The sequence below is a fragment of the Curtobacterium sp. GD1 genome, from assembly GCF_020882855.1.
Taxonomy (GTDB): domain Bacteria; phylum Actinomycetota; class Actinomycetes; order Actinomycetales; family Microbacteriaceae; genus Curtobacterium.
This window is the reverse complement of the sequence record NZ_JAFEVQ010000021.1, coordinates 1-23,567: the sequence shown is the minus strand read 5'-3', so window position 1 is coordinate 23,567 and position 23,567 is coordinate 1. Positions and strand designations below refer to the sequence as shown.

At 72.0% G+C, this 23,567-nt stretch carries 26 protein-coding genes and 5 tRNA genes; 15 read left to right on the top strand and 16 right to left on the bottom strand.

The features are described from left to right. Nucleotides 1-5: 5 nt before the first annotated feature. Nucleotides 6-78 (bottom strand) — tRNA-Val (locus JSX79_RS12610). A 205-nt stretch (nt 79-283) separates the two neighbouring features. Between JSX79_RS12610 and JSX79_RS12605 the strand changes: the two genes are divergently transcribed. The 4 genes from JSX79_RS12605 (at nt 284) to JSX79_RS12590 (ending at nt 1,042) form a co-directional block, all read left to right on the top strand. After that, a tRNA-Gly gene (locus JSX79_RS12605) sits at nt 284-355 on the top strand. Between the two features lie 82 nt (nt 356-437). After that, nucleotides 438-511, top strand: a tRNA-Cys gene (locus JSX79_RS12600). Nucleotides 512-526: 15 nt separating this feature from the next. Next, nucleotides 527-601: transfer RNA gene (locus JSX79_RS12595), tRNA-Val, on the top strand. 117 nt (nt 602-718) lie between these two features. Beyond that, nucleotides 719-1,042: a hypothetical protein gene (locus tag JSX79_RS12590; RefSeq protein ID WP_229086558.1), complete on the top strand. Its 324-nt coding sequence runs from the start codon at nt 719-721 to the stop codon at nt 1,040-1,042. Between the two features lie 13 nt (nt 1,043-1,055). On the opposite strand, the gene JSX79_RS12585 is transcribed toward JSX79_RS12590, so the two are convergent. After that, nucleotides 1,056-1,880 (bottom strand): ornithine carbamoyltransferase, encoded by an 825-nt coding sequence (locus JSX79_RS12585; RefSeq protein ID WP_229086557.1) that lies wholly within the window; start codon nt 1,878-1,880, stop codon nt 1,056-1,058. 47 nt (nt 1,881-1,927) lie between these two features. After that, nucleotides 1,928-2,608 (bottom strand): HAD family hydrolase, encoded by a 681-nt coding sequence (locus tag JSX79_RS12580; RefSeq protein ID WP_229086556.1) that lies wholly within the window; start codon nt 2,606-2,608, stop codon nt 1,928-1,930. A 44-nt stretch (nt 2,609-2,652) separates the two neighbouring features. On the opposite strand from JSX79_RS12580, the gene JSX79_RS18705 reads away from it, so the two are divergent. After that, entirely contained in the window at nt 2,653-3,729 is a 1,077-nt protein-coding gene (locus tag JSX79_RS18705) for a GNAT family N-acetyltransferase (protein WP_308061381.1), read from the top strand. On the opposite strand, the gene JSX79_RS12565 is transcribed toward JSX79_RS18705, so the two are convergent. From JSX79_RS12565 to JSX79_RS12525, 9 genes are all read right to left on the bottom strand, one after another. Further along, nucleotides 3,695-4,564 (bottom strand): SMP-30/gluconolactonase/LRE family protein, encoded by an 870-nt coding sequence (locus JSX79_RS12565; RefSeq protein WP_229086555.1) that lies wholly within the window; start codon nt 4,562-4,564, stop codon nt 3,695-3,697. The genes JSX79_RS18705 and JSX79_RS12565 overlap by 35 nt on opposite strands. Nucleotides 4,565-4,576: 12 nt before the next feature. Beyond that, nucleotides 4,577-4,819 carry a hypothetical protein gene (locus tag JSX79_RS12560; RefSeq protein WP_071294635.1) on the bottom strand — a complete coding sequence of 81 codons (243 nt, stop codon included), beginning with the start codon at nt 4,817-4,819 and terminating at the stop codon, nt 4,577-4,579. 102 nt (nt 4,820-4,921) lie between these two features. Continuing rightward, nucleotides 4,922-5,707 (bottom strand): alpha/beta fold hydrolase, encoded by a 786-nt coding sequence (locus JSX79_RS12555; RefSeq protein WP_229086554.1) that lies wholly within the window; start codon nt 5,705-5,707, stop codon nt 4,922-4,924. A 29-nt stretch (nt 5,708-5,736) separates the two neighbouring features. Then, nucleotides 5,737-6,834: an acyl-CoA desaturase gene (locus JSX79_RS12550; RefSeq protein WP_229086553.1), complete on the bottom strand. Its 1,098-nt coding sequence runs from the start codon at nt 6,832-6,834 to the stop codon at nt 5,737-5,739. A gap of 88 nt (nt 6,835-6,922) precedes the next feature. Beyond that, on the bottom strand, nt 6,923-7,636 hold the full coding sequence (locus JSX79_RS12545; RefSeq protein WP_071294638.1) for a GAF and ANTAR domain-containing protein: 714 nt from the start codon (nt 7,634-7,636) through the stop codon (nt 6,923-6,925). Nucleotides 7,637-7,648: 12 nt separating this feature from the next. After that, nucleotides 7,649-8,347, bottom strand: a complete 699-nt coding sequence (locus tag JSX79_RS12540; RefSeq protein ID WP_083403173.1) for a GAF and ANTAR domain-containing protein — start codon at nt 8,345-8,347, stop codon at nt 7,649-7,651. 87 nt (nt 8,348-8,434) lie between these two features. Continuing rightward, nucleotides 8,435-8,887, bottom strand: a complete 453-nt coding sequence (locus tag JSX79_RS12535; protein WP_229086552.1) for a hypothetical protein — start codon at nt 8,885-8,887, stop codon at nt 8,435-8,437. A gap of 69 nt (nt 8,888-8,956) precedes the next feature. Then, nucleotides 8,957-9,433, bottom strand: a complete 477-nt coding sequence (locus JSX79_RS12530) for a DinB family protein (protein WP_229086551.1) — start codon at nt 9,431-9,433, stop codon at nt 8,957-8,959. Nucleotides 9,434-9,436: 3 nt separating this feature from the next. After that, nucleotides 9,437-9,646, bottom strand: a complete 210-nt coding sequence (locus tag JSX79_RS12525; RefSeq protein ID WP_229086550.1) for a hypothetical protein — start codon at nt 9,644-9,646, stop codon at nt 9,437-9,439. Between the two features lie 42 nt (nt 9,647-9,688). On the opposite strand from JSX79_RS12525, the gene JSX79_RS12520 reads away from it, so the two are divergent. Further along, nucleotides 9,689-9,760: transfer RNA gene (locus JSX79_RS12520), tRNA-Gly, on the top strand. 290 nt (nt 9,761-10,050) lie between these two features. Here JSX79_RS12520 and JSX79_RS12515 read toward each other — a convergent pair. Genes JSX79_RS12515 through JSX79_RS12505 form a run of 3 tightly spaced genes read right to left on the bottom strand, consistent with a single transcriptional unit; the run spans nt 10,051 to nt 11,677 of the window. Next, nucleotides 10,051-10,305 carry a DUF6510 family protein gene (locus JSX79_RS12515; RefSeq protein ID WP_229086549.1) on the bottom strand — a complete coding sequence of 85 codons (255 nt, stop codon included), beginning with the start codon at nt 10,303-10,305 and terminating at the stop codon, nt 10,051-10,053. Further along, nucleotides 10,302-11,087 carry an FAD-binding oxidoreductase gene (locus JSX79_RS12510; protein ID WP_229086548.1) on the bottom strand — a complete coding sequence of 262 codons (786 nt, stop codon included), beginning with the start codon at nt 11,085-11,087 and terminating at the stop codon, nt 10,302-10,304. Before JSX79_RS12510 ends, JSX79_RS12515 begins: the two co-directional genes overlap by 4 nt. Continuing rightward, on the bottom strand, nt 11,084-11,677 hold the full coding sequence (locus JSX79_RS12505) for a molybdopterin-dependent oxidoreductase (protein ID WP_229086547.1): 594 nt from the start codon (nt 11,675-11,677) through the stop codon (nt 11,084-11,086). The genes JSX79_RS12510 and JSX79_RS12505 overlap by 4 nt, the downstream gene beginning before the upstream one ends. 256 nt (nt 11,678-11,933) lie before the next feature. On the opposite strand from JSX79_RS12505, the gene JSX79_RS12500 reads away from it, so the two are divergent. The 9 genes from JSX79_RS12500 to phoA all read left to right on the top strand — a co-directional run bounded on the left by JSX79_RS12500 (nt 11,934) and on the right by phoA (nt 22,830). Further along, on the top strand, nt 11,934-13,535 hold the full coding sequence (locus tag JSX79_RS12500) for an ABC transporter substrate-binding protein (protein WP_229086546.1): 1,602 nt from the start codon (nt 11,934-11,936) through the stop codon (nt 13,533-13,535). Then, nucleotides 13,532-14,566 carry an ABC transporter permease gene (locus tag JSX79_RS12495; protein WP_071294645.1) on the top strand — a complete coding sequence of 345 codons (1,035 nt, stop codon included), beginning with the start codon at nt 13,532-13,534 and terminating at the stop codon, nt 14,564-14,566. Before JSX79_RS12500 ends, JSX79_RS12495 begins: the two co-directional genes overlap by 4 nt. Continuing rightward, nucleotides 14,563-15,441 carry an ABC transporter permease gene (locus JSX79_RS12490; protein WP_229086545.1) on the top strand — a complete coding sequence of 293 codons (879 nt, stop codon included), beginning with the start codon at nt 14,563-14,565 and terminating at the stop codon, nt 15,439-15,441. The genes JSX79_RS12495 and JSX79_RS12490 overlap by 4 nt, the downstream gene beginning before the upstream one ends. Further along, entirely contained in the window at nt 15,438-17,234 is a 1,797-nt protein-coding gene (locus JSX79_RS18700; RefSeq protein WP_229086544.1) for an ABC transporter ATP-binding protein, read from the top strand. Before JSX79_RS12490 ends, JSX79_RS18700 begins: the two co-directional genes overlap by 4 nt. Next, entirely contained in the window at nt 17,231-19,270 is a 2,040-nt protein-coding gene (locus JSX79_RS12480; RefSeq protein ID WP_229086543.1) for a CocE/NonD family hydrolase, read from the top strand. The genes JSX79_RS18700 and JSX79_RS12480 overlap by 4 nt, the downstream gene beginning before the upstream one ends. Further along, nucleotides 19,267-19,920 carry a TetR/AcrR family transcriptional regulator gene (locus JSX79_RS12475; protein ID WP_229086542.1) on the top strand — a complete coding sequence of 218 codons (654 nt, stop codon included), beginning with the start codon at nt 19,267-19,269 and terminating at the stop codon, nt 19,918-19,920. Before JSX79_RS12480 ends, JSX79_RS12475 begins: the two co-directional genes overlap by 4 nt. A gap of 29 nt (nt 19,921-19,949) precedes the next feature. Continuing rightward, nucleotides 19,950-20,363 (top strand): SIP domain-containing protein, encoded by a 414-nt coding sequence (locus JSX79_RS12470; RefSeq protein WP_071301600.1) that lies wholly within the window; start codon nt 19,950-19,952, stop codon nt 20,361-20,363. 109 nt (nt 20,364-20,472) lie between these two features. After that, complete coding sequence (locus tag JSX79_RS12465; RefSeq protein ID WP_070418937.1) at nt 20,473-20,970, top strand: Dps family protein; 498 nt, start codon at nt 20,473-20,475, stop codon at nt 20,968-20,970. Nucleotides 20,971-21,138: 168 nt separating this feature from the next. Further along, nucleotides 21,139-22,830 (top strand): alkaline phosphatase, encoded by a 1,692-nt coding sequence (gene phoA / locus JSX79_RS12460; RefSeq protein ID WP_229086541.1) that lies wholly within the window; start codon nt 21,139-21,141, stop codon nt 22,828-22,830. A gap of 41 nt (nt 22,831-22,871) precedes the next feature. On the opposite strand, the gene JSX79_RS12455 is transcribed toward phoA, so the two are convergent. Next, nucleotides 22,872-23,534, bottom strand: a complete 663-nt coding sequence (locus tag JSX79_RS12455; RefSeq protein ID WP_071294651.1) for a response regulator transcription factor — start codon at nt 23,532-23,534, stop codon at nt 22,872-22,874. Nucleotides 23,535-23,567 lie beyond the last annotated feature (33 nt).

Here is a 23,567-nt window from a genome sequence, read left to right as displayed (position 1 = left end):
GTGGGTGGGCGATACCAGACTCGAACTGATGACCTCTTCGGTGTGAACGAAGCGCGCTACCAACTGCGCCAATCGCCCCCTGCACTGTGCGTGCCAGTCGATAGTAGCGGATGCCGGGGCCGGTGCCGAACACGGCGCGCGTCCCGGGTGTGGCGCGGACGGTGGAACCCGCCCGATCCGCATGAACACGGGGGACACGCCCGGTGAACGAGGAGGATTTTGGTGGATGCCCCCGGGTTCGTATAGAGTTTACGTCGTCGCCGCGACAGCGGGTCAGACAAATGCGGATGTGGCGCAGTGGTAGCGCATCACCTTGCCAAGGTGAGGGTCGCGAGTTCGAATCTCGTCATCCGCTCGAGTGTGGTGTTCTCCGGAACGTCACGACTCACCAGAGGGTATCCCACCGTTCGGGTACTCACGGAGACGTGAACCTCGATGGTGGGGTGGCCGAGAGGCTAGGCAGCGGCCTGCAAAGCCGTCCACGCGGGTTCGAATCCCGTCCCCACCTCCAGTTCCACACTCCTCTGGGCGATTGGCGCAGCGGTAGCGCGCTTCCCTGACACGGAAGAGGTCACTGGTTCGATCCCAGTATCGCCCACCACAGAAGAAAGCCCCCGGGTCTCCCGGGGGCTTTTCTCGTTCCGTCCCTTCGAGGACGCTCACGCCAGGACGCGGTTCCCCTGCCGGTCGCCCGGTCGTTCCCGTCTACGGTTGCCCCATGTCCGACGTCGGTGCGCCCCGGCCGCTCTCCCGGGTGACGATCGCGGTGATCTGGGCGCTCGCGGTCGTGTTCAACGCGGCGTTCGTCGCTTTCTTCACGTTGTACACGGAGGCTGACGACTGGGCTGTCGACCGTTCGGAGTCGACCGGGGCGTTCGACCCGTCGCAGTTGCTCCCGCACGATGCTGCGCTCTGGGTGGTCGCGCACGCTGCGCTCGGACTCCTCGTCGTGCTCGACGGTGTCGGCATCGCGCTCTCCGTGCGATCTCTCCGGGCCCGTGCCGGGCGGTCGGGCCGTGCTCCCGTGCGAGTCGAGCGGTAGGGAGTGGGCCGGATCAGGCGAGACCGATGCAGTGCGCCAGCACGGCCTGCTGCACCGGCAGCAGGGATGCCTTGAACCCGTGCCCGACGAAGGCCGGGTGCGCGATGGCGTCCGCGCTGACCTCCCGCCCGCGCACGAACGGCGGACACGGGGCGAAGCGGACGCCGGCCGGTGCGGTGTCGAGCAGGTCCGCCGTGATCCGGAACGGCTCGAGCGCCTCGGCATGCCGCCCGGGCCCGTCGGTGATGACGACGTCAGCGGTCCGGATCGCGGTCGCGAGGTCGTCCGTCCACGCGGCTCCGGGGGTCGCGAGGTCGGCGGGGCAGCACTGCACCAGGTGGAGCTGCAGGACACGTGCGGCCTCCTGCCACGCCCGGGCGATGTTGCCGTCGGCGCCCACGAAACGGAAGCGCAGCGTGCCGAGGTCGCGCTGCTCCCGCCGCAGGGCGTACAGGTCGGACAGCACCTCGCACGGGTGGTTCTCGTCGGTCATCGCGTTGACGACGGGGAGTGCTCCGGCACCCGCGAGGCCCTCGACGACGGTGAGGTCGTGGTGGCGGACGACGAGGACGTCCGCCCACGAGGCCAGGTAGCCGGCGACGTCCGAGAGCGCCTCGGGCTTGTCGAGCGTGGTGTCCGGGAAGACGATCGGCTGCAGTCCCATCGTCGCGGCTCCGCGCTCGAACGTGACCCGCGTGCGCAGGCTGGTCGCGGGGAAGAACATCACCGCAGAGCCGTCGGTCGTCGGCCCCTGACCGGTGCGGTACGCGTCGGCGAGGGCGAAGACCTCCTCGACCTCGTCTGCCGTCCAGTCGTCGAGCCGGGTCAGGGAGCGCATCGCACCAGCCTAGGGAACGGCGCGAGCCGACCCGGACGACGCGTCGTTCAGGACTCGCCGAGCGCGGACAGCACCTGCTGCCGGACGTCGGGTGCACCATCGGCGTACCGGTCGACGAGGACGGTGCGCATCCCTGCGGACCGGGCCCCGGCGACGTCTCGGACCGGGTCGTCGCCGACGAAGAGGCACGCCGACGCGGGCACCCCCAGTGCGTCGGCGAGCGCGTGGAAGGCTCGCTCGTCGGGCTTGTGCACGCCGATGCGCTCCGAGATGCACACCGCGTCGAGGGCGGTGTCGAGTCCGGTCGCGGCCAGCTTCTCGGACTGCTGCGCGGCGGACCCGTTCGTCAGCAGCCCGAGGCGGTAGCCGCGCGTCCGGAGCTCGCGGAGCAGCGGCACAGCGTCCGGGAACGCACGCCAGGCGGCGCGGTAGGCGTCGAGGTACCGCTCGAACACGCTGTCCAGAGCGTCGGGGTCGTGGGGGAGCACGATCCCGAGCGGGGGCAGGACGGTCCGGAGCCGCTCGCGCCGCTGCTCCTGGAAGCCGATCTCGCCGGAGCGCCAGCGCTCGAAGTGCTCGTCCTCGGCGGCGGACCAGGCGTCGAGCACCGACGGGGTGACGGTGACGCCCAGCCCGGTGAGGAACTGCTCCGCGCCGGTGCGGGCGGCGCCCCGGTGGTCGAAGAGGGTCCCGTCGAGGTCGAACCCGACCGCTCGCGAAGGTGCCACGCGGCCAGGCTACGACGTGTCCCGGCGACCGTACGATGGCGGGGATGGACATCTCGCTGCGCCCCGGTACCCCCGACGACGTGGAGTGGATCGCGGAGCTCCGGGCCGAGGTGCTCCGAGCCGACCTCCGCCGACTCGGCCGGTACGACGACGTGCGCGTCCGGGAGCGGCTGCGGCGCGGGTTCCTGCCCGACAGCACGCGGGTCATCGTGGTCGACGGTGCCGACGTCGGCTCCGTCACGGTCCGGGTCGACGGCAGCGACCGGTGGATCGAGCACCTCTACCTCGCGCCGCACCTGCAGGGGCGCGGCATCGGGTCGACGGTGCTGCGGACCGTGCTGGCCGAGCCGCACGCCGGGGACACGCGACTCATCGTGCTGCAGGGGAGTGCGGCACAGCGGCTCTACGAGCGGCACGGGTTCGTCCGTGACCACGAGGACGACGTCGACGTGGTGATGGTGCGTCCCGGCGACCCGGACCCCGTCACGTCGGCGTACTCGCGTCGCGCCGCCGAGTACATCGAGCACCTGGGGTCGATGACGTCCGTCCACGTGGCCGACGCGGCGCTGGTGACGGCGTGGGCGTCGACCGTCGACGGAGCCCTGCTCGACGCCGGGTGCGGCCCCGGACACTGGACCGCACAGCTCGCCTCGCTCGGTCACGACGCACGGGGTGTGGACCGTGTCCCGGCGTTCGTCGCGCACGCCCGGCAGGCACACCCGGGCGTCCCGTTCGCGGTCGCGGACGTCGACGCACTCCCCGACGAGCCGGAGAGCCTCGGAGGCGTCCTGGCCTGGTACTCGTTGATCCACCACGACCCGGCTGCCCTTCGACGTCCGCTCGAGGAGTTCGCGCGGGTCCTCCGCCCCGGCGGCCGGCTGCTCGTCGGGTTCCCCACCGGACCGGACGTGGAGCCGTTCGACCACGCGGTCACCACCGCCCACCGGTGGTCGGTGGACCGCCTGGCAGCAGCGGTCTCCGCAGCGGGCTTCGACGTCGTCGAGACGGTCACCCGGGACGCCGACGACGCGACCCCGCGGCCGCACGGAGCGATCTCCGCGCGGCGTCACGACCGACCGGTCGCCGTCACCACCCCGGGACCTCGACGCGCACGGAACTGATCCGACCGGCCCGGGTCCGTGCCGTCACGGCGGGGTCGTAGCTGTCGGCGGTCGCGAGGTAGAGCGTGCGCCCGTCCTCGCCGCCGAGCGCACAGTCGATCGCACACCGACCCGGGGCGTCGATGCGGTCCGTCACCGTGCCGCCCTCGACGACCCGCAGGAACTCGCCGGTGTCGACGGAGCAGACCCAGACCGCGCCGTCGCGGTCGACGGTGCTGCCGTCCGGCGTGGTGCCGGCGGGGAGCGCCGCCCACTCGCGCCGTCCGGTCAGGGAACCGTCGGGCTCGATGTCGAACGCCGTCAGACGACCACCCCACGTCTCGCTGACCACGAGCGTGCGGGTCCCCGGGAGGACGTTCGCGCTGTTCGGGAAGACGAGACCGTCCGCGGCGAGGCGGTGGGAGCCGTCGGTGTCGATCACCCAGAGCGGGCCGGGGCGGAGCTCCTCACCGCCGTAGAGGTCGTAGCCGAAGGCACCGATGTAGGTGCGGCCGGTCGCGTCGTCGACGACCAGGTCGTTGAGCAGCGAGGACTCGACCCCGGACAGGTCGGCGAACACCTCGGCCGCGCCGTCCCCGCCCACGGCCACGACCGTGCGGGACTCCATCGCGCTGACGATCAACCGGCCGTCGGGCAGCCACCCGAGGCCCGAGGACTGCCCGTCCACCGTGGCCTCGAGCCGGGGCTGCGCGCCCGGGCCGGGGCGCAGCGAGAACACCTCGCCCGTGTGCATGTCGGAGTACCAGAGCCGGCCGTCGTGCCACCGGTTGCCCTCGGGGAACCGGATGTCGGTGACGACGTCGGTCGCGGTCGTGGAGTCGAGTGTGATGTGCACCGACCCAGCCTCTCAGAGCTCGCCGGGAGGCCCCGACTGCCAGCGGACCCACGCCTCGAGCTGCGCCTTCGCGCTCTCGAGACTGGTGTGGAAGCCGGTCATGTCGCCGTCTCGCAGCCGCACGACGTACCGCGACCCGAAGACCACCGTGCCGATCACGACGGAGCCGCACCGCGCCTCCCAGGTCCGCGGATCGACCGCCGCCCAGCGGACGTCGTCGGTCTCGGCGTGCTCGGTGCTGGAGAGGGAGGTCATGGTGCTTCCGGTCGCTGGACGATGGGATCGTTCCGGCGGCCGTGGGCTGGGGTCACCTGGCTCGACGGTAGTCCTCGGCGGCTGGGCGGCGGACGCCCCGGCTCAGGCCATCCGGTCGAGCCAGTCGCGGAACAGCGCCGCCGCGACGGCCGGACGTTCCAGGTGGGCGTTGTGCCCCGCCGCGTCGAGCACGGCGTACGTCGCGCGGGGGTAGTGGTCGCGCAGCGCCCAGCCGTCCTCGTACCCGACCACGTCGTCCTGACGGCCGAAGAGGTGCAGTGTCGGCGCGGTGAACGGATCGGGGTGGAGCGCCTCGGGTTCGGTGCGCAGCGCGTAGTCGGACGCGATCCGGTCGACCACGGCCTGGTCGGCGGCGTGCAGGCCGGGGAGCACGGACTGTTCGTACGCCTCGAGCGTCGCGGTGGTCTGGACGACGCTGAGCGCGGCGAAGTCGTCGCGGGCGGCACCGGGCTCGGCCGCGGCGACCACGGCCGGATCGGGGAAGACGACCTGTCGCGGGGGCACTCGTCGGCGTGCGTGGTCCGGTTCGACGACGCCGACGATCGTGGCGAGGCCGAGCACCTGGTCGCGGAGCCCGTGCGCGACGGAGCGCGCGACCATGCCGCCGAACGAGTTGCCGACGATCGCGAACGGCTCGTCGCCCAGGTGCGCACGGACCGCTGCACGGACGGCGTCGGCGACGTCCTGCGCGCTCGAGGCCGAGGGGTCGTACCCCGACGACTCGCGGACCCACGGCAGGTCGACGTGGACCCACCGCCACGGCGCGTCCGCGACGGCGTGCTCGAGGGGGAGCAGGATGCGGTGGTCGATGCCGAAGCCGTGCACGGCGACGAGCGGGCGGCCCTGACCGGTGGTGCGTGTGATCACGCCCGGACCCTAGCGGGGACCGCCGACGGTCACGGGGCCCGGAAGCGCTCGACCACCGGGCAGGCGAACGGATCGCTCGCCGCCAGGCCGACCTCGTTGAGGTACCGGACGACGATCACGTAGGAGTGCACGAGGGTGGTCTCGGTGTACGGCACGCCCTGCTCGTCGCAGTACCGGCGCACGAGGTCCCGCGCCGCACGGAGGTTCGGCCGGGCCATGCTCGGGAAGAGGTGGTGTTCGACCTGGTGGTTCAACCCGCCCATGAAGAACTCGACCCACCGCCCGCCGCTGATGTCGCGGGAGGTCAGCACCTGGCGGGAGAGGAAGTCGACCCGGCGTCCGGCCTCGATGATCGGCATGCCCTTGTGGTTCGGCGCGAACGCGATCCCCATGCAGAACCCGAAGACCGCCAGCTGGACGCCGAGGAACGCGAACGCGATGCCGATCGGCAGGACCCAGAAGACCGCGCCGACGTAGAGCACGAAGCGTCCGGCGAAGACGGAGCCCTCGGCCCAGCGGTGCTTGACGGCGCCGCGTCCCGTGTAGGTGCGGATCGACTGCCAGTGCAGGTTCGCGCCCTCGACGAGGAGCATCGGGAAGAACGCCCACCCCTGCACCCGGACGAGGACGTGCAGGAAGCCGGTGCGGCTCCGCGCGTCCTCCGCCCGGAACGAGATCGCGTCGAACGAGATGTCCGGGTCCTTGCCGACCGTGTTCGGGTTCGCGTGGTGCCGGGTGTGCTTGTTCATCCACCAGGCGTAGCTGATGCCGGTCAGGAACGTGCCGACGTACCGTGCGGCACGGTCGTTCCAGTCGTGACTGGCGAAGACCTGCCGGTGTGCGGCCTCGTGCGAGAGGAACGCGAACTGCGTGAAGAGCAGTCCGAGCACCCCCGCGACGACGAGCTGCCACCACGAGCCGCCGAGCACGGCGAACGCGGTGCCCGTGGCGACGAGCAGCGCCGTGAGGACGGCGACGAGCCCCCAGTACCAGCCGGTCCGACGACCGAGGAGTCCGGCGGTGCGGACCTGGGCGAGCAGCGCGGTGTAGGTCGACGTCGTGTCGGGCCGGCCGTCGCGCGGTGTGGTCTTCCGGTAGCCGACCGGTGCGGTCGTGTCGTCGACCATGGTGTCCTCCTGGGTGCAGCGGTGACGCGGTAACCGGGGACCGGGGCTACGTGGTGTCCTGCACGCTACGCGGAGCGACCTGCGCGGCTCAGGGGATGACGAGTCGCCGCTCCACGACCGCGCGCGCGACGTCGGCGAGCAGCTCCTGGTTGGACCGCGCGTGGGCACGCAGTTTCGCGAAGGCCTGGTCCATGTCGATCCGGTGCGTCTGGGCGAGGAAGCCCTTCGCCTGCTCGATGACGATCCGGCTGTCGAGCGCGCGCTGGAGCTGCTGCTGCGCCAGGTTGGCGTGTTCGAGCGAGCGCTGCTGCAGGATGCTGATCGTGGCCACGTCCGTGAGCGCCTGGGCGGCGAGGGCGTCGTCGCGGTTCAGGGCGCCCTCGGTCTCGCGGAACAGGTTGAGCGACCCGAGCGTGGTGTCGCGGAGGCGCATCGGGATGGCGTGGACCGAGGCGTAGCCGGACTCGGCCGAGGCCGCGGCGAACGTCGGCCACCGACGTTCCATCTCGGCGTGGTCGCGCACCGAGACCGGGCGCCCGGTGGCGAAGCACTCCACGCAGGGGCCCTCGCCGGCGTCGAGCTGCAGGAGTCCGAGGAAGCTCGACCGGTCGCTCGTGGACGCGAGGACCTCGAGCTCCTGTGACTGGTTGACGAGCAGGATGCCGGCGGCGGACGCGTCGAAGATGTCGACGACGCTGTCGACGAGGTTCTGCAGGAGTTCGACCACGTCGTAGTCGTCGACGAGGATGTCGGTCAGGGCGACGAAGGTGTCGACGAGTCGGTGCTCGCGGGTCGGTGCCATGGTGCGTGCTCCCTAGGTCTCGGAACCGTACGGCCGGGCGAGGTCGAGTCGGCGTTCGATGATGTCCGCGGCGACGTCGCGGACGGTGCGTTCGGTGGCGTACGCGTGGGCCTGCAGGACGAGCAGGGCGTCCTGGACGCTGATGCCGAGCTGGGCTGCGACCATACCGGTGGCCTGGTGCACCTCTCGCCTCGAGTATCGTCCGGGCTCCATGTCCGCGCGCCCGTCGGCGGCAGCGGCGAGCAGGGCGTCCCGGAGGACACGCCGAGCGGCGACCGTGCTCAGCTCGATCGCCCCCTGGACCTGTCCGCGGGTCAGGGTCCGTTCCTCGCCCACCGTGAGGTCGACGGCGCCGACGGGGATCGTGCCGATGCGCATGGGGAAGGAGAAGAGCGCACCGACCCCGGCCCGGAGGAGTTCCTCGAGTGCGACGGGCCAGGTCGCGGTCGTCGTGGCGGTGAGATCGGCCTCGAGGACGGGGCGTCGGGTCTCGAGCGCCTGCCAGCAGGGTCCCTCGCCGAGGTCGAGTTGGATCTCGTCGACCCGCTCCGCCATCGCGTCACTCGCGCACACCGTCATCGAGCCCAACGGGTCGCCGAGCGTCGAGATGCCGACGCTCGTCACGGGGAGGGTGGCGAGGAAGGGCGGGCACAGGTCGGTACCCTCCGGCGCGGCCTGCATGGCGGCCGCTGCAGCAGCGAATTGATCCATGGGTGACACCGTTCTCGGTCGTCCGCCGTCGTGCGATCCGTCGCACGGTCCATCCGGCCGTCGATGCATTGTCCGTTTTCCGAGACCCTAGTGCACCCGCGCTGCCTCCGGGACGAAGCGGATGCGTTCCGCTGCCCGTGTCACGTCCTGCGCCCGGGCCGTCCGGTCGTCGAAGTCGGCCCGTGCGGCGTCCCGCGCGACCTCCTTCTCGGCAAGCGACGCGCGACTGACGGTGTCGACGATCGTCGCGACGGCGGTGGCGAGGCCCCGTTCGAGCTGCCCGAGGTTCGTGTGCCCGATCACCAGGCGGCGGTCCTGGACGTCGAGCGTCACGTCGGGGTACCCGGCGGCGGCGAGCCGGGCGTGTCCGTCGGCACCGCGCAGCGCCGTGGTCTCGGTGGCGTCTGGTCGACGGTTGAACACGGCCGGGACGTCGTAGCACTTCGCTGCCGCGGGGCTGCCGAGTTCGCTGGGGAGGCCGGAGGCCACCACGCTCGTGAGTGCGAGGGGTGTCGTGGCCGCCTCGGATGGGTTCGTCATGGGGTCTCCCTCGGCGGTTCCCCAGGGTGACCGAGGGGTTCCGCGGTCCACCCTGGTGACACCGTGCCGTCAGTGTGGGGCCACCCGATGTGCACGCTCCCAGCCGGCGTGGAGATCGCGGAGCAGCGCGACCTCGGCGGCGTGGTGCACCAGCTCGTCGACGATGTGCAGGACGAACGAGAGCCGACTGTCGGCGCCGTACGGACCCGCGACCGGACCGAGGGGCTCGGACGCCGAGTCGCCGAGCCCACGGGCCAGCGCGGCGAAGCGGGCGGCGGCGTCGCGGACGGCGGCGACTGCCGCATCCGCCGACGCCGCGGGGACGGGTGCCGCCTCGCCGGACGGTCCGGCGCCGAGGAACTCCCGGTTGCGCGGTTCGTCGAGCGTCTCGGCGATGTGGTCGAGCCGCCAGCGGATCGACACGCGCGGTTCGTCCTCGACCGGCTCCCAGGCCCACTCGTCGTCCGTCAGGCCCGCGACGCGGTCCAGGAGGCGCGTGGTGGCGTACTCGAAGAGGGCGACGACGTCCTCCAGAGCGGTGGTCACTGCTCAGCCGACCGGCCGGTAGATCGCGATCGGGGGTGCCTGGTCGTCACCGTCGTCGTGGCTCTCGCCGGAGGACAGCCAGGTCCGACCCTCGTGCTCGATCGTCGTCGGCAGGTCGCCGTGCACGAGGATCCGCGCCGCTGGTTCGTCGCCGTCGACGAGGTCCACACCGTGGGCCTCGGTACCGCCGAGGTTGTCGTGCACGTAGCTCATGGTGTGATCGAACTCCCTCGGCCTGGTAGTGTTCTCGTGTACGCGGATGTGGCGCAGTGGTAGCGCATCACCTTGCCAAGGTGAGGGTCGCGAGTTCGAATCTCGTCATCCGCTCGGAACTGCGAAGGCCCCGGTCACTCGACCGGGGCCTTCGTCGTCCGGGCTGGTGGCCGGATCCGGTCCGTGGGGCGCAGGCTTCGGGTGCCCGCGCCCCTCGGACGCGTGGGCCACCGTGCCCTCTCGAGCGCCGGCGGATGGGTGGTCCGGTCGGCGCCCATCGGGTGATCCGGAGCAGCGCCCCGTCCGGATGGGTCGGATCCCGGACCGTGCGGTTTCCCGCACGGATTCCGCATTCCCTCGCTCTCGCTCGGCGTGTTGTTTGCACTCCGCCCGGACGGACGTCTTCAGTCGGCGTCGAGCGTGACCCGGGCACCAGGGATGCCGACCCACGGTCCGCCCGGAGCATCGACGACCGTGACGAGCACGTCGTCGCAGTGCGGGCACCGCGCGACGAAGCCCATCGGGCTGGCGTGCACCCGGGTGCCCGCGAGCGCCCCGACCGTCCTGCACCCCGAGCACCGGAGCGCGGCCATCGTGGGGTCCCAGCCGAGGAACCCGATGAGCACCCCGGCCATTGCGTTGCCGTCGAGCACGGTCATGCGCTGCCTCCGAACCGCTCGGCGCGGACGTCGGTCGTGTCGTGCCCGAGCTCGCCGAGCCACGTCAGCACCTGTTCGACGAACGGCGTCGACCCGCAGACGTAGACGAGGGCGCCGGCGTCCGGCGGGAACACCGCTGCGGCCAGGGCGTCCCGGGTGAGTCGGCCAGCCGGGACCGCGGCACCGTCCGGGGCACGGCGGCTGTACACGACGGTGGTGTCGACCCCGGCGGCCTCGGCACGGGCGAGCTCGGTGCGGAAGAACACGTCCTCCGGCGTGCGCACGGCGTAGAGGAGCCGGAACGGTGCGGCGTCACCGGCGTCGGCGTGCGCGCTCGCGATCGCGGCGAGCGGGACGATCCCCGAACCACCGGCGATGAGCTGCACCGGCCGCTCCGACACGCCCGGGCGCCAGACGAACCACCCGCCGAGCGGTCCGTGCACCTCGAGTGCGTCCCCGACCTCGACGGCGTCCACCAGGAAGGGCGAGACCTCGCCGTCCTCGACCCGGTCGACCGCGAGCACGACCGACGTCGTCACGCCGGACGAGGCGATCGAGTAGGAGCGTGATGCCTGGTACCCGTCCTCGGCGGTGAGGCGCAGGTCGAGGTGCTGGCCGGGGTCGTTGCCCGGCCACGTCGGGACGTCCAGGACGATCCGCCTGGCGTTCGGGGTCTCGGGGGAGACGGCGGCGACCGTCGCGGCGTGCCAGGCCGGCCGCCGCCGGAGGGCAGCCGACGTCGGCGGGGTGATCCGTTCCTCCAGGCCCTCCACCGCGCTCACCAGTACCGCTCTTCCTTCCACGGGTCGCCGTGCAGGTTGTAGCCCGCGTTCTCCCAGAAGCCGGGTTCGTCGTTGGACTGCATGACGATGCCGCGCACCCACTTCGCGCTCTTCCAGAAGTACAGGTGGGGGACCAGCAGGCGTGCGGGACCGCCGTGCTCGGGCGTGAGCGGTTCGCCGTCGGCCTCGAACGCGATCCACGCCTGCCCGTCGAGGAGCTCGTCTAGCGGCACGTTCGTCGTGTAGCCGCCGAAGCTGTGCACCATGCAGTAGTCCAGCGAGGTCTCGACGTCGGCGAACAGCCGGTCGAGCGGGACACCGCGCCACGGCATGTCCAGCTTCGTCCAGTGCGTCACGCAGTGGATGTCGACGGTGACGTCCTCGACGCCGAGCGCCTGCACCTCGTCCCAGGTCCAGCTGTGCAGGCCGGACTCGGTGCGGATCGAGAAGCTCCAGTCGGACGGTTCGATCTCGGGGGTGGCGCCGGCCGACAGCACGGGCCAGTCGCGGACGAGCGTCTGACCCGGTGGGATGCGCGGGTCGTCGCGGTCGTCACGGCGACCGCCGAAGCCTCGGGTGAACGTCGCCATCGGTGCTCCTCGGTCGCGTGTCCGGCGACCACGCGGGCGCCGCTCTGGTCGATCATCCCGCCTCGCACAGGCGCTCGTGTAACGGGTTGGTAAACGTTCCCGTGCCTCTGGTGCGGCTGCGGGAGACCGCTCGATCGCGGTCACCGTGCGGATCGGGGCCCCGTGTGGGCGACCGGCGTCCGTCGCGTCGGGCTTGGCCGGGGACGATCCGCCCTCTATCGTTCACCGGAACGATTACCAGGAGGGGTCACCCCGAATGCAGCCCATCGTCCCCGAACCCCGGAACGCCCGCGGCCCGAGCCGTCGTGCGCTCCTCACCGGCGCCGCCGGACTCGCCGGCCTCGGCCTGCTGACGCTCACCGCGTGCAGCTCCGGCGCCTCGGCCGGCACCACCGACCTTCCCGAGGCGGCCGCCACCGGCACCGCCCGGAGCGGCGGTCGACTCCGGATCGCCCGACCCGCCGCGTCGGCCGCCGAGACCCTCGACTCCGCGAGCTCCCTGTCCGCGTACGAGTACCTCGGCGCGCTCTACAACCGGCTCGTCAAGCTCGACCAGCAGGGCCGGACCGTGCCCGACCTCGCCGAGGAGTGGTCGGCGAACCAGGACGGCACCGAGTGGACCTTCCGCCTCCGCCGGGGCGTGCGCTTCCACGACGGGTCGCGCTTCTCGGCCGACGACGCGATCGCGAGCATCCGGCACATCCTCGACGAGAAGACCGGCAGCCCGCAGGCCGGGGTGCTCGGCGAGGTGATGGACGCCCGCTCGATGACGGCCGTCGACCCGTACACGCTGCGGTTCGCCCTCACGAAGCCGAACGCGGAGTTCCCGTCGCTGCTCACCGCGTACCAGTGCTACATCGTGCCGGCCGGGGCGATCGCCGACATCGGTCGGACGGGCATCGGCACCGGGCCGTTCCGCCTGTCGTCCTTCACTCCGGCGGGTGCCGGCAGCGTCGAGGCGTTCGACGACCACTTCGCCGGCCGCCCCGCGTTGGACGGCATCGACTTCTACTCGATCCAGGACACCACCGCCCGGGTGAACGCCCTGCTCGCGGGGCAGATCGACCTCATCTCGCAGACGAACCTCGACTTCGCGACGGCCCGGGTCGTCGCCGCCTCCGATCGTGCGACCATCGCCCGCTCGAAGAACGCGCAGTGGTACACGATCCCGATGCTCGCCACCTCCGAGGAGTTCCGCGACCCGCGGGTCCGCCAGGCGATGAAGCTCGCCTACGACCCGCGCACGATCGTCGACACCGCCCTGCAGGGCACCGGGTCGCCGGGTTGGGACAACCCCGTGCCGCCGCAGCTCGCCGCCTTCGTGGACGACCACCGCGAGTACGACCCCGACAAGGCGAAGGCGCTGCTCAAGGCCGCCGGTCGGTCGGACCTCCGCGCGTCGATCTACACGTCGAGCTACGAGTCGGTCTTCACCCCGATGGCCGTCGCCTACCGCGACGCCGTCGCGGACGCGGGCATCCGCCTGACGGTGAAGAACGCCAGCTCGGACTCGTACTACACGCAGATCTGGATGCAGAAGCCGCTCATGGTGAGCTACTGGTTCACCGGCCGTCCGATCGACCAGCTGCTCAACCAGATCTTCCGGTCCGGCTCGTCGTACAACGAGAGCGCGTGGTCCAACGAGCGGTTCGACGGGCTGCTCGACGACGCCCGCGCCGAGATGGACGACGCGAAGCGACTGACCCTGTACCAGGACGCCCAGCGGCTCGTGGTCGAGGACGGCGCGGACATGACCCCGATGTTCGGCGACCGCCTGGTCGGGCTGTCCCGCGACGTCGTGAACTACTCGGAGTACGGCTTCGAGTTCGACTACCTCCGGATCGGACTGCGACGATGACGACGACCACGAGCAAGCCCTCGGACGTCCTCGTCCCCGTCCTCCGTCGGCTCGGCATCGCCGTGCTCACGGTGGTGCTCGCCTCGCTGTTCGTGTTCCTCGCCGTGCAGGCGCTGCCCGGCGACGTCGCGCAGCAGCTGCTCGGGCAGAACGCCACACCCGACGCCGTCAAGCAGCTCCGGGAGTCGCTCGGCCTCGACCAGAACGTCTGGCTCCGGTACCTGCAGTGGCTCGCCGGAGCGGTGCACGGCGACTTCGGCACCTCGCTCGTCAGCGGGGAGCCGGTCGCCCCGACGCTGTTCACGGCGTTCCGCAACAGCATGCTCATCGCCGTCCCCGCGATGGTCGTGGGCGTCACGCTGTCCCTCGCGCTCGGCGTCATCGCCGGGGTCCGCCGCGGCCGTGCGTCCGACCGGGTGATCTCGATCGTCAGCCTCGTCGTGATGAGCGTGCCGGAGTTCATGGTCGCCACCGTGCTCGTGCTGCTCTTCGCGATCGGGCTGCCGCTCTTCCCCGCCGTCGTCCTGCGCGGCAGCGACGCCACGGTCGGCGAGCTCCTGCCGACGATCTGGCTGCCGATCATCGTGTTGACCCTCGCGATGGCCGCGTACATCGTCCGGACCGCCCGTTCCTCGACGATCGACGTGATGGCGTCCGAGTTCGTGACCACCGCGGAGCTGAAGGGCCTGACGATGCGCCGGGTCGTCTGGAAGCACGCGGTCCCGAGCGCGCTCCTGCCGACGCTCAACGTCGTCGCGCTCAACGTGGCCTGGCTGCTCGGTGGGGTGGTCGTCGTGGAGAACGTCTTCAACTACCCGGGCATGGGCAAGCTCATGCTCGAGTCCGTCTTCAACCGCGACCTGCCGACGATCGAGGCGATCGCGCTCCTCAGCGCACTCGTCTACGTCGTGTGCAACCTCGCGGCCGACCTCGTCGCGCTGGTGCTCGACCCGAAGCTCCGAACACGACAGCGACGGGCGCGCACCCGGAGCCGCACCGGCACACGCCCCACCCGGAAGGCAGCAGCATGACCGCCATCGCCCCGCGTTCCCGGAACGTCATCGGCGCAGCCGTCGCCCCCCTGCGCAGCTCCACCGCGTTGAGCATCGGCCTCGGTCTGATCGCGCTGCACCTCGTGCTCGCCGTCCTCGCCCCGGTCATCGCCGGCCACGACCCGGTCGCGACGAACTCCGCCGACGTGCTCGCCAGCCCGACGTGGACGCACTGGCTCGGCACCGACCAGTACGGCCGCGACATCCTGTCCCGGACGCTCAACGGCGGACGCTACGCCCTGCTCGTGACCTTCCTCGCGACGACGATCGCCGTGGCGGTCGGCACCGTCCTCGGCTGCGTCACCGCGTACGCCGACAACTGGTTCGACGAGGTCGTCATGCGGATCGTGGACGCCCTGCTCAGCGTGCCGTCGATCCTCGCGCTCCTCGTCGTCGTCACCGTGTTCGACGCCGGGCTCTGGGTGATCGTCCTCGCCGTGACGATCGTCTACGCGCCCGCCGTGACCCGGGTGGTGCGCGGCGCGGCCCGGACGGTGATCACGCAGGACTACGTCACGGCCGCGCGCGCCCGGGGCGAACGCTCCCTGTCCATCGTGTTCCGCGAGATCCTGCCGAACGTCCTCGACGTGGTCCTCGTCGAGTACGCGATGCGCGCCTCCTGGATCGTGCTGCTCGTGGCGTCGCTGTCGTTCCTCGGCTTCGGTGCGAACCCGCCGACACCGGACTGGGGGCTCATGGTCCAGGAGAACCGGACCGCCCTCACGGTCGTGCCCCTCGGCACGCTCGCGCCCATCGTGGCGCTCGCGACCCTGGTGGTCGGCCTCAACCTCGCGGCCGACGGGCTGAGCAAGTCGCTCGGTGTCGACCGCGCCACGAAGGGAGTCAGCGCGTGAGCATCGTCCAGGTCGATCGGCTCGCGATCTCGTACGCCGCCGGCAAGCGCTCCGTGCCGGTCGTCCGCGGCGTCTCGTTCGCCATCGAGGCGGGCCGCACCCTCGGGCTCGTCGGCGAGTCCGGCAGCGGCAAGTCCACCGTCGCCCGCACTCTGCTCGCACACCTCCGGAGCGGCTCGCGCATCGAGCACGGCACGGTGCACGTCGACGGCGAGGACGTCTTCGCCCTCTCGCCGGCCGGCCGACGGGCGCTCCGTGGCGGCACCGCGTCGGTGGTCGCGCAGAACGCCGGACAGGCACTCACGCCGTCGATGCGCGTCGGCGAGCAGATCCGCGAGGCCCTCCGCGCCCACGGCGAGCCCGACGGCCCCGAGCGCGTGCTCGAGCTCGTCCGGCTCGTGCGGCTGCCGTCGCCGGAGACGATCGTCCGCCGGTACCCGCACCAGCTCTCCGGCGGGCAGCAGCAGCGCGTCGCGATCGCGATGGCCGTGGCCGCGCGCCCCCGTGTGCTCGTCCTCGACGAGCCCACCACCGCCCTCGACGTGGTCACGCAGGCCGCCGTGCTCGACCTCGTCGCCGACCTCGGCCGCGAGCTCGGCATGGCCGTGCTGCTCGTCAGCCACGACCTCGGCGTCGTGTCCGCGATGGCCGACGAGATCGCCGTGATGCGCGACGGCGAGGTCGTCGAGCACGCCGAGACGGCGGCGCTCTTCGCCGCCCCGCAGCACGAGTACACGCGTGCCCTGCTGGCCGCGGTGCCGGACGGGCGCCGGCCAGGAGGAACGGACCACGTGCCCGAGACGGCGACCGTCTCGTCCACGGTCGCCTCCAGGGCCGGCCGGACCGTTGGTCTCCCCACCGGCACGGCCGGCCCGCCGCTGGCGCGTCGCGCCGGAACCGGCGGCGCGGGCCCAGAACCGCTCGTCCGTCCCGTGGTGACCGCCGAGGACCTGGTGATCCGCTACGGACGCGGCCTGCCGGCCGCCGTCGACGGCGTCTCGTTCACGATCGCGCCGCGCGAGACGCTCGCCGTCGTGGGGGAGTCCGGCAGCGGCAAGTCGACGCTCGCGACGGCCCTGGCCGGCCTGGTCCCGGCCGAGTCGGGCACGTTCTCGTTCGACGACGGGACCGTGAGCGGGGACCTGCGCGAGCCGATCGCCGGACGGTCCCCGGACCTCCGTCGTGCGGTGCAGCTCGTGTTCCAGAACGCCGACACCTCGCTGAACCCCCGCCGGACCGTCGGGGCCGCCATCGCGCGGCCGCTCCGGCTGTTCACCAGATCCTCGTCGCGCGAGCGGGTCGGGGAACTGCTCTCCCAGGTCGGCCTCGGGCCGGAGTTCGCGGACCGGCTGCCGGCGCAGCTCTCCGGCGGGCAGCGGCAGCGTGTCGGGATCGCCCGGGCACTCGCCGCCGAGCCGCGCCTGGTCATCGCCGACGAGATCACGACCGCGCTCGACGTGCAGGTGCAGGCGGGGATCCTGGCGCTGCTCGCCGACCTGCAGCGCGAGCGCGGGCTGAGTTGCCTGTTCATCAGCCACGACCTCGCGGTGGTGCGGGGTGTGGCCGATCGCGTCGCCGTGATGACCGGCGGGCGCATCGTCGAGATCGGCCCGACCGAGGCCGTGTTCGGCGGCCCGAACCACCCGTACACGGCGACGCTCCTCGCGGCGACGCTGGAACCCGGCAGCACCGAGCTGCCCGACGTCGGCGACGGCGTGCCGCGGTGGCGGGAGGCTCCTGGGTGGACCGACCGCGGCGACGGACACCTGACCCGGAACTGGGAGGACGCATGACCGGCTTCACCGCACTCGGGGTGGACCCGGCCCTGCCCGACGGTGTGACCGTCCGAGACGAGTGGATCCCGATGCCCGACGGCGTCCGGTTGCACACGAGGATCTGGTCCCCGGCGGCACCCGACGGCCCCGTGCCGGTCCTGCTCGAGTACCTGCCCTACCGGCTCGACGACTGGACCGCGCCGCGGGACTCCGAGCGGCACCCCTGGTACGCGCAGCACGGGTACGCCTCGGTGCGGGTGGACATCCGCGGAACCGGCTCGTCGGACGGGTTCTTCGACGACGAGTACAGCGAGCAGGAACTCCGTGACGGCGAGGCCGTGATCGCGTGGCTCGCCGCACAGGAGTGGTCGACGGGCGCCGTCGGGATGTTCGGCATCTCGTGGGGCGGGTTCAACGCGCTGCAGCTCGCGGCCCGGGCACCGGCGGCCCTCAAGGCGATCGTGACGGTGTGCTCGACCGACGACCGGTACGACAACGACGTGCACTACGTCGGCGGTGCGGTGCTCGGGATCGACATGGCGGCGTGGGGTGCGACCATGTTCGCGTTCAACTCGCGGCCGCCGCGGCCCGAGGTGGTCGGCTCCGGCTGGGTCGACCGGTGGCGTGACCGCCTCAATGCGAACCGCCCGATGACGCCCGTGTGGCTGTCCCACCAGGAGCGCGACGACTACTGGCGGCACGGCAGCGCCGCGGAGGAGTACGGGAAGATCGGCGCCGCGGTCCTCGCGGTCGGCGGCTGGGCCGACCCGTACCGCGACGCCGTGCTCCGGCTCGTGGCCAACGTGGACGCCCCGGTCAAGGGGATCGTCGGACCGTGGTCGCACCAGTACCCCGACCGGGGCCTCGCACCCGGGCCGTCGATCGGCTTCCTGCAGGAGACCCTGCGGTGGTGGGACCGCTGGCTGCGCGGGGTCGACACCGGCGTCGAGCAGGAGCCCGCGCTCCGGGCCTGGATCAACGAGGGCGAGCCGCCGGCGACCCACTACGAGATGCGCCGCGGCCGGTGGGTCGGTGCCGAGGCCTGGCCATCGTCCGCCACCGCGTCCCGCACGGTTCCCCTCGCCGGGTTCCGAGGCGGCGCGGACGGCGCGGTCGTCGTCCGGTCGCCGCAGCACACCGGTGCCGACGCCGGACGCTTCTTCCCGTTCGGCAACGCCACCGACCTGCCACCGGACCAGCGCGCCGAGGACGGCCGCTCGGTCTGCTTCGACCTGCCGCTCGACGAGCCGGTCGACGTGCTCGGCACCGTCCTCGTCCACCTCGCCGTGACGAGCGACCAGCCGCGGGCCACCGTGACCGTGCGCCTGTGCGACGTCGCGCCGGACGGGTCGTCGACCCTCGTCACCCGGGGTGTGCTCAACGCCGCGAAGCGAGGCGGGATGGACCGGGGCGACCCGCTCGAGCCCGGCGCCGCGGCGTCACTGCCGGTCCGGCTCGTGTCGACCGGTCACCGGTTCGGCGCGGGACACCGGCTCCGGATCGCCGTGTCGACGTCGTACTGGCCGTGGGTCTGGCCGCACGGCGTCGCACCGACCGTCACGATCGACCCCGCCGGCTCGCACGTCGAGCTCCCGGTGTGGACCCGCGCCACCGACGACGGCGTGCGGTTCGAGCAGCCGGAGCGCTCCGAGCCGCTCGCGATCGAACGGGTCGCGCCGACCGAGGTCCTGCCGCAGCGCATCGTCACGCACGACGTCGAGTCGGGGGAGTGGACGCTCGACGTCGACCCCGGGTACGGCGGCGGACGCGTGTACCCGGACGGGCTCGTCTTCAGCGAGGACGCCCGCGAGACCTACCGCATCCGGTCCGACGACCCGACCAGTGCCAGCGCGACGTCCCGCTGGTCGATCGGCCTGGCGAAGCCGGAGTGGGCCGCACGGCTCGAGACCGCCTCCGAGGTCACCGCGGGCGCCGACGCCTTCCACGTCCGGAACACCGTGCGGGCCTGGGCCCGGGACGGTGGTCCCGACGTCGCCGAGGTGCTCGTCGCCGAGCACACGTTCGTCGACGAGGTGCCGAGGACCTCGGCGTGAGCGGGCCGGAGCAGACACGGGTCCGGCAGCGTCCCGAGGTCCGGCGGGCGATGATCGTCGAGGCGGCACGTGCCGTGATCGTCCGGAACGGCGTCGGCGCCACCGGCCTGCGGGACATCGCCGCCGAGGCGGACGTCTCGGTCGGGACCGTCACGTACCACTTCGGCAGCGTCGCGGAGATCCTCAACGAGGTCGTCGTGCTCGAGACGGAACGCTTCTACGGGGCGATCGTCGCCGCCGTCGACGCGGAGCCGGACCCCGTCGCCGGCATCCGCATGCTCGTGGAACCGCTCTTCGGGGACACCGAGCAGGTGCGGCAGCACTGGCGGATCTGGTCGGACTACTGGACGGCGGTCGTGCGGCGGCCCGAGGTCGCGGCGGAGTACGCGGAGCGGATCCGCGTGTGGGAGGCCTGCCTGGTCCGGGTCGTCCGTCGGGGCGTCGAGGCGGGGGTGTTCACGCCCGCGGAGTCGCCCGAGGTCGTGGCGCTCAAGCTCGCGGCGTACAGCGACGGGGTGGCGACGCAGATCGCGCAGGGCGTGCCGGACCTGACGAACACGGTCGCCCTGTCCTGGATGTGGACCTTCCTCGCCCACGAACTCGGTGTGGCACCTGCGCGTCTCGGGGGAACCGCCGCGACGCCCTTGTGATGAGGTAAGGCTTGCCTTACCGTTGTCGCATGGCACGGACCCGGCGACAGCCCAGCGAACGCATCCTCATCGCCGGCAGTGTCGACGACCTCCCCGAGATGACCCGCATGCTCGAGGACCTGCCCGAGAACGCCTACGGCCAGGTCTTCGTCGAGGCAGCCCTCGCCGAGCAGGTCCGCACGCTCCCGGCGCCCCCGCGCGTCACGGTGACGTGGCTGCTCCGGAGCGCCCGGACGTCAGCGGTGTCACCCCTCGTCTTCGCCGACCACGGCGAGGCCCTCGCGCACGCCGTCACCGGGTGGGCGGCCGAGTGGTGCGTCGCCGACTGCGAACCGCGCACGAGCGTCTGGATCGGCTGCGCCGACAGCCCCTGGGTCGAGCGCGCCCGCTCCGTCGTGCAGATCGAACTGGCCGACGCCGGCTTCGACACACTCGTCGGCTGACCGGGTGAGGTCAGCCTTCGCTTCCTTGCGGCATACAAGAGAAGCGGGCACTGTTGTCACCATCGGATCCACCCCACTCGGGTGGGACCACGAGGCAGGAGGAAACGACATGACCAACACCACCAGCACCACGCCCACCACGTCCCCGTTCTCGACGACGCCGGAGCTCGCCGCTGGGGTGGCGCAGTTCCTCGCCCCCGTCGTGATCGACCTCGAGGCGCTCGTCGTCAACGGCAAGCAGGCACACTGGCACGTCCGCGGCCGCAACTTCGTCGGCGTCCACGAGCTCCTCGACACCATCGTCGAGCACGCCCAGGAGTGGGCCGACCTCGCCGCGGAGCGCATCGTCGCCCTCGGCCTCCCGGTCGACTCCCGCATCGCCACGGTCGCCGCGAACACCACGATCCCGCCGCTGTCGGAGGGCTTCCAGAACTCCGACGTGACCATCACCGAGGTCATCGCCGAGATCGACGCCGCGCTGCTGCAGGTCCGCCGCGCCGTCGAGGGCCTCGACGAGGTCGACCTCAACAGCCAGGACGTCGTCATCGAGATCGAGCGCGGCCTGACCAAGGACCGCTGGTTCCTGCAGGCGCACCTCGCCGCGTAGACGCGACCGACTTCCGACGGGAGGCGCGGTGCCAGCTGGCACCGCGCCTCCCGTCTCGCTGTCACCGCGTCTGTTCATCGACCAGACCTGGCCCGTTCACCCGCCTGTACCCACGCACAGCCATCCTCGGATGGCACCCGTTCGGGGCACAGACGAGGGGAACACCCAATGCAGCACACTCCGCAGCGCCGCCGCCGCGCGGCGCTCGCACTCGGCGCCGCGCTCATCGCCGGCGCCGTCGCCCTGCCGGGCGCGGCCGAGGCCGTCGGGCAGCTCGCGCTGAACCAGCACGGCGGCGCACAGCGCCACCAGGGCGACCAGACCCGGTCGATCCAGCAGGAGATCAAGCGGGCCGGCGCGAAGAACGTCATCCTGCTCATCGGCGACGGGATGGGCGACTCCGAGATCACCATCGCGCGGAACTACCAGTACGGCGCGGCCGGTCGACTCCCGGGCCTCGACGCGCTGCCGCTGACCGGCTCGTACACGACGTACTCCCTGTACAAGGACGGTGCGGACAAGGGCAAGCCCGACTACGTCACCGACTCGGCGGCCTCCGGCAGCGCCTGGGCGACCGGAACGAAGACGTACGACGGCGCGATCTCGGTCGACATCGACGGGAAGCAGCAGCAGACGCTCCTCGAGCTCGCGAAGGCGAACGGCCTCCGCACCGGCGACGTGTCCACCGCCGAGATCCAGGACGCCACCCCGGCGGTCCAGGTCGCCCACGTCGGCGCCCGCTCCTGCTACGGCCCGGACACGGCATCGTGCGGCACGGACGCGCTGCAGAACGGCGGGCTCGGGTCGATCAGCGAGCAGCTGCTGAACACGCGCCCGGACCTCACCCTCGGCGGCGGTTCGGCGAGCTTCCAGCAGACCGCGAAGGCCGGGCAGTGGCAGGGCTCGACGCTCTTCGACCAGGCCGCGCAGCGCGGCTACCAGGTGGTCTCGGACGCCGACGGCCTCGCCGCCGTCCGTCGTGCGGACCAGTCGAAGCCGCTCCTCGGGCTCTTCACCCCGGGCAACTTCCCGACCCGGTACGCACCCACCACGGCGACCGTCGGCGGGGCGGACCAGGCACCGGTGCAGTGCACGCCGAACCCGGCACGCCTGTCGACCGGGCTGTCGCTGCAGTCGCTCACGAACAAGTCGATCGACCTGCTGAACCGTGACCGTGCGAAGACCGGCAAGGGCTTCTTCCTGCAGGTCGAGGGCGCGAGCATCGACAAGCAGGACCACGCCGCCGACGCCTGCGGCCAGATCGGCGAGACGATCGACTTCGACGAGGCCGTGCAGTCCGCACTCGCCTTCGCGAAGAAGGACGGCAACACGCTCGTCATCGCCACGGCCGACCACGCCCACTCGAGCCAGATCGTCGACAGCACGCCGCCGACCTCGCTCTCCACGGCGCTCCGCACCGCCGACGGCACCACGATGAAGGTCTCGTACGGCACCTCCGCCGCGGGCAGCTCGCAGCAGCACACCGGCACGCAGGTCCGCATCGCGGCGTACGGCCCGGGTGCCGCGAACGTCGTCGGCCTGTCGGACCAGACGGACACGTTCTTCACCATCCGCGACGGGCTCCGGCTGCACGACGACCTCGCGGCACTGTCGCGCGGCGCCCGCATCGACCTGTCCGTCGGGGCACCGCGTCCGAACCAGCGCGTGACGCTCACCGGGTCGCGGTTCGCCGGTGACCGCCAGGTGCGGGTCGCGGTCGGGTCGACCGACCTCGGCACGGTGGACGTCATCGACGGCACGGCGAAGGTGGCGTGGAAGGCGACGTCGGGCAAGTCGACGATCACCTTCACCGGCGTGCAGTCCGGCAAGCAGGCCTCGAAGCAGGTCCGGGTCCGCTAGCCTCCTCGGCTCGGTCGAGACGGCCTGGTGGCACCGGTCCCTCAGGGGGCCGGCGTCACCAGACCGGTCTCGTACGCCAGCACCACCGCGTGCACCCGGTCTCGCAGCTGCAGCTTCGCCAGGATCCGGCCGACGTGCGTCTTCACCGTCTGCTCGGCGATGTAGAGCTCCGCCGCGATCTCCCCGTTCGACCGGCCCCGTGCCAGCAGCAGGAACACGTCGCGCTCCCGTTCGGTCAGCACCTCGAGCACCTCGGTCCGGGGTGCGGCCGGGAGCGGGCCCGCGACGAACGCCTCGACGAGGTGCCGGGTCACCCGCGGCGCCAGCAACGAGTCACCCGCCGCGACCGTCCGGACCGCCTGCACGAGCTCGTCGGCACTGGCGTCCTTGAGCAGGAACCCGCTCGCCCCGGCACGGAGGGCGTCGAACACGTAGTCGTCGATGTCGAACGTCGTGAGCATGACGACCCGCACCGGCTGCGTGGCCGGGGCGGCGGTGATCCGACGGGTCGCCTCGATCCCGTCGAGCTCGGGCATCCGGACGTCCATGAGCACGACGTCGGGTCGCAGCCGCAGCGCCTCGACGACCGCTTCGGCGCCGTCCGACGCCTCGCCCACGACCTCGACGTCGTCCTGGGCCTGGAGGATCGCCCGCAGTCCCATGCGGAACATCTGCTGGTCGTCCACCACCATCACGCGCGTCATCGGGTTCCTCGGTCGGGCGGGGCCGTGCTCGGC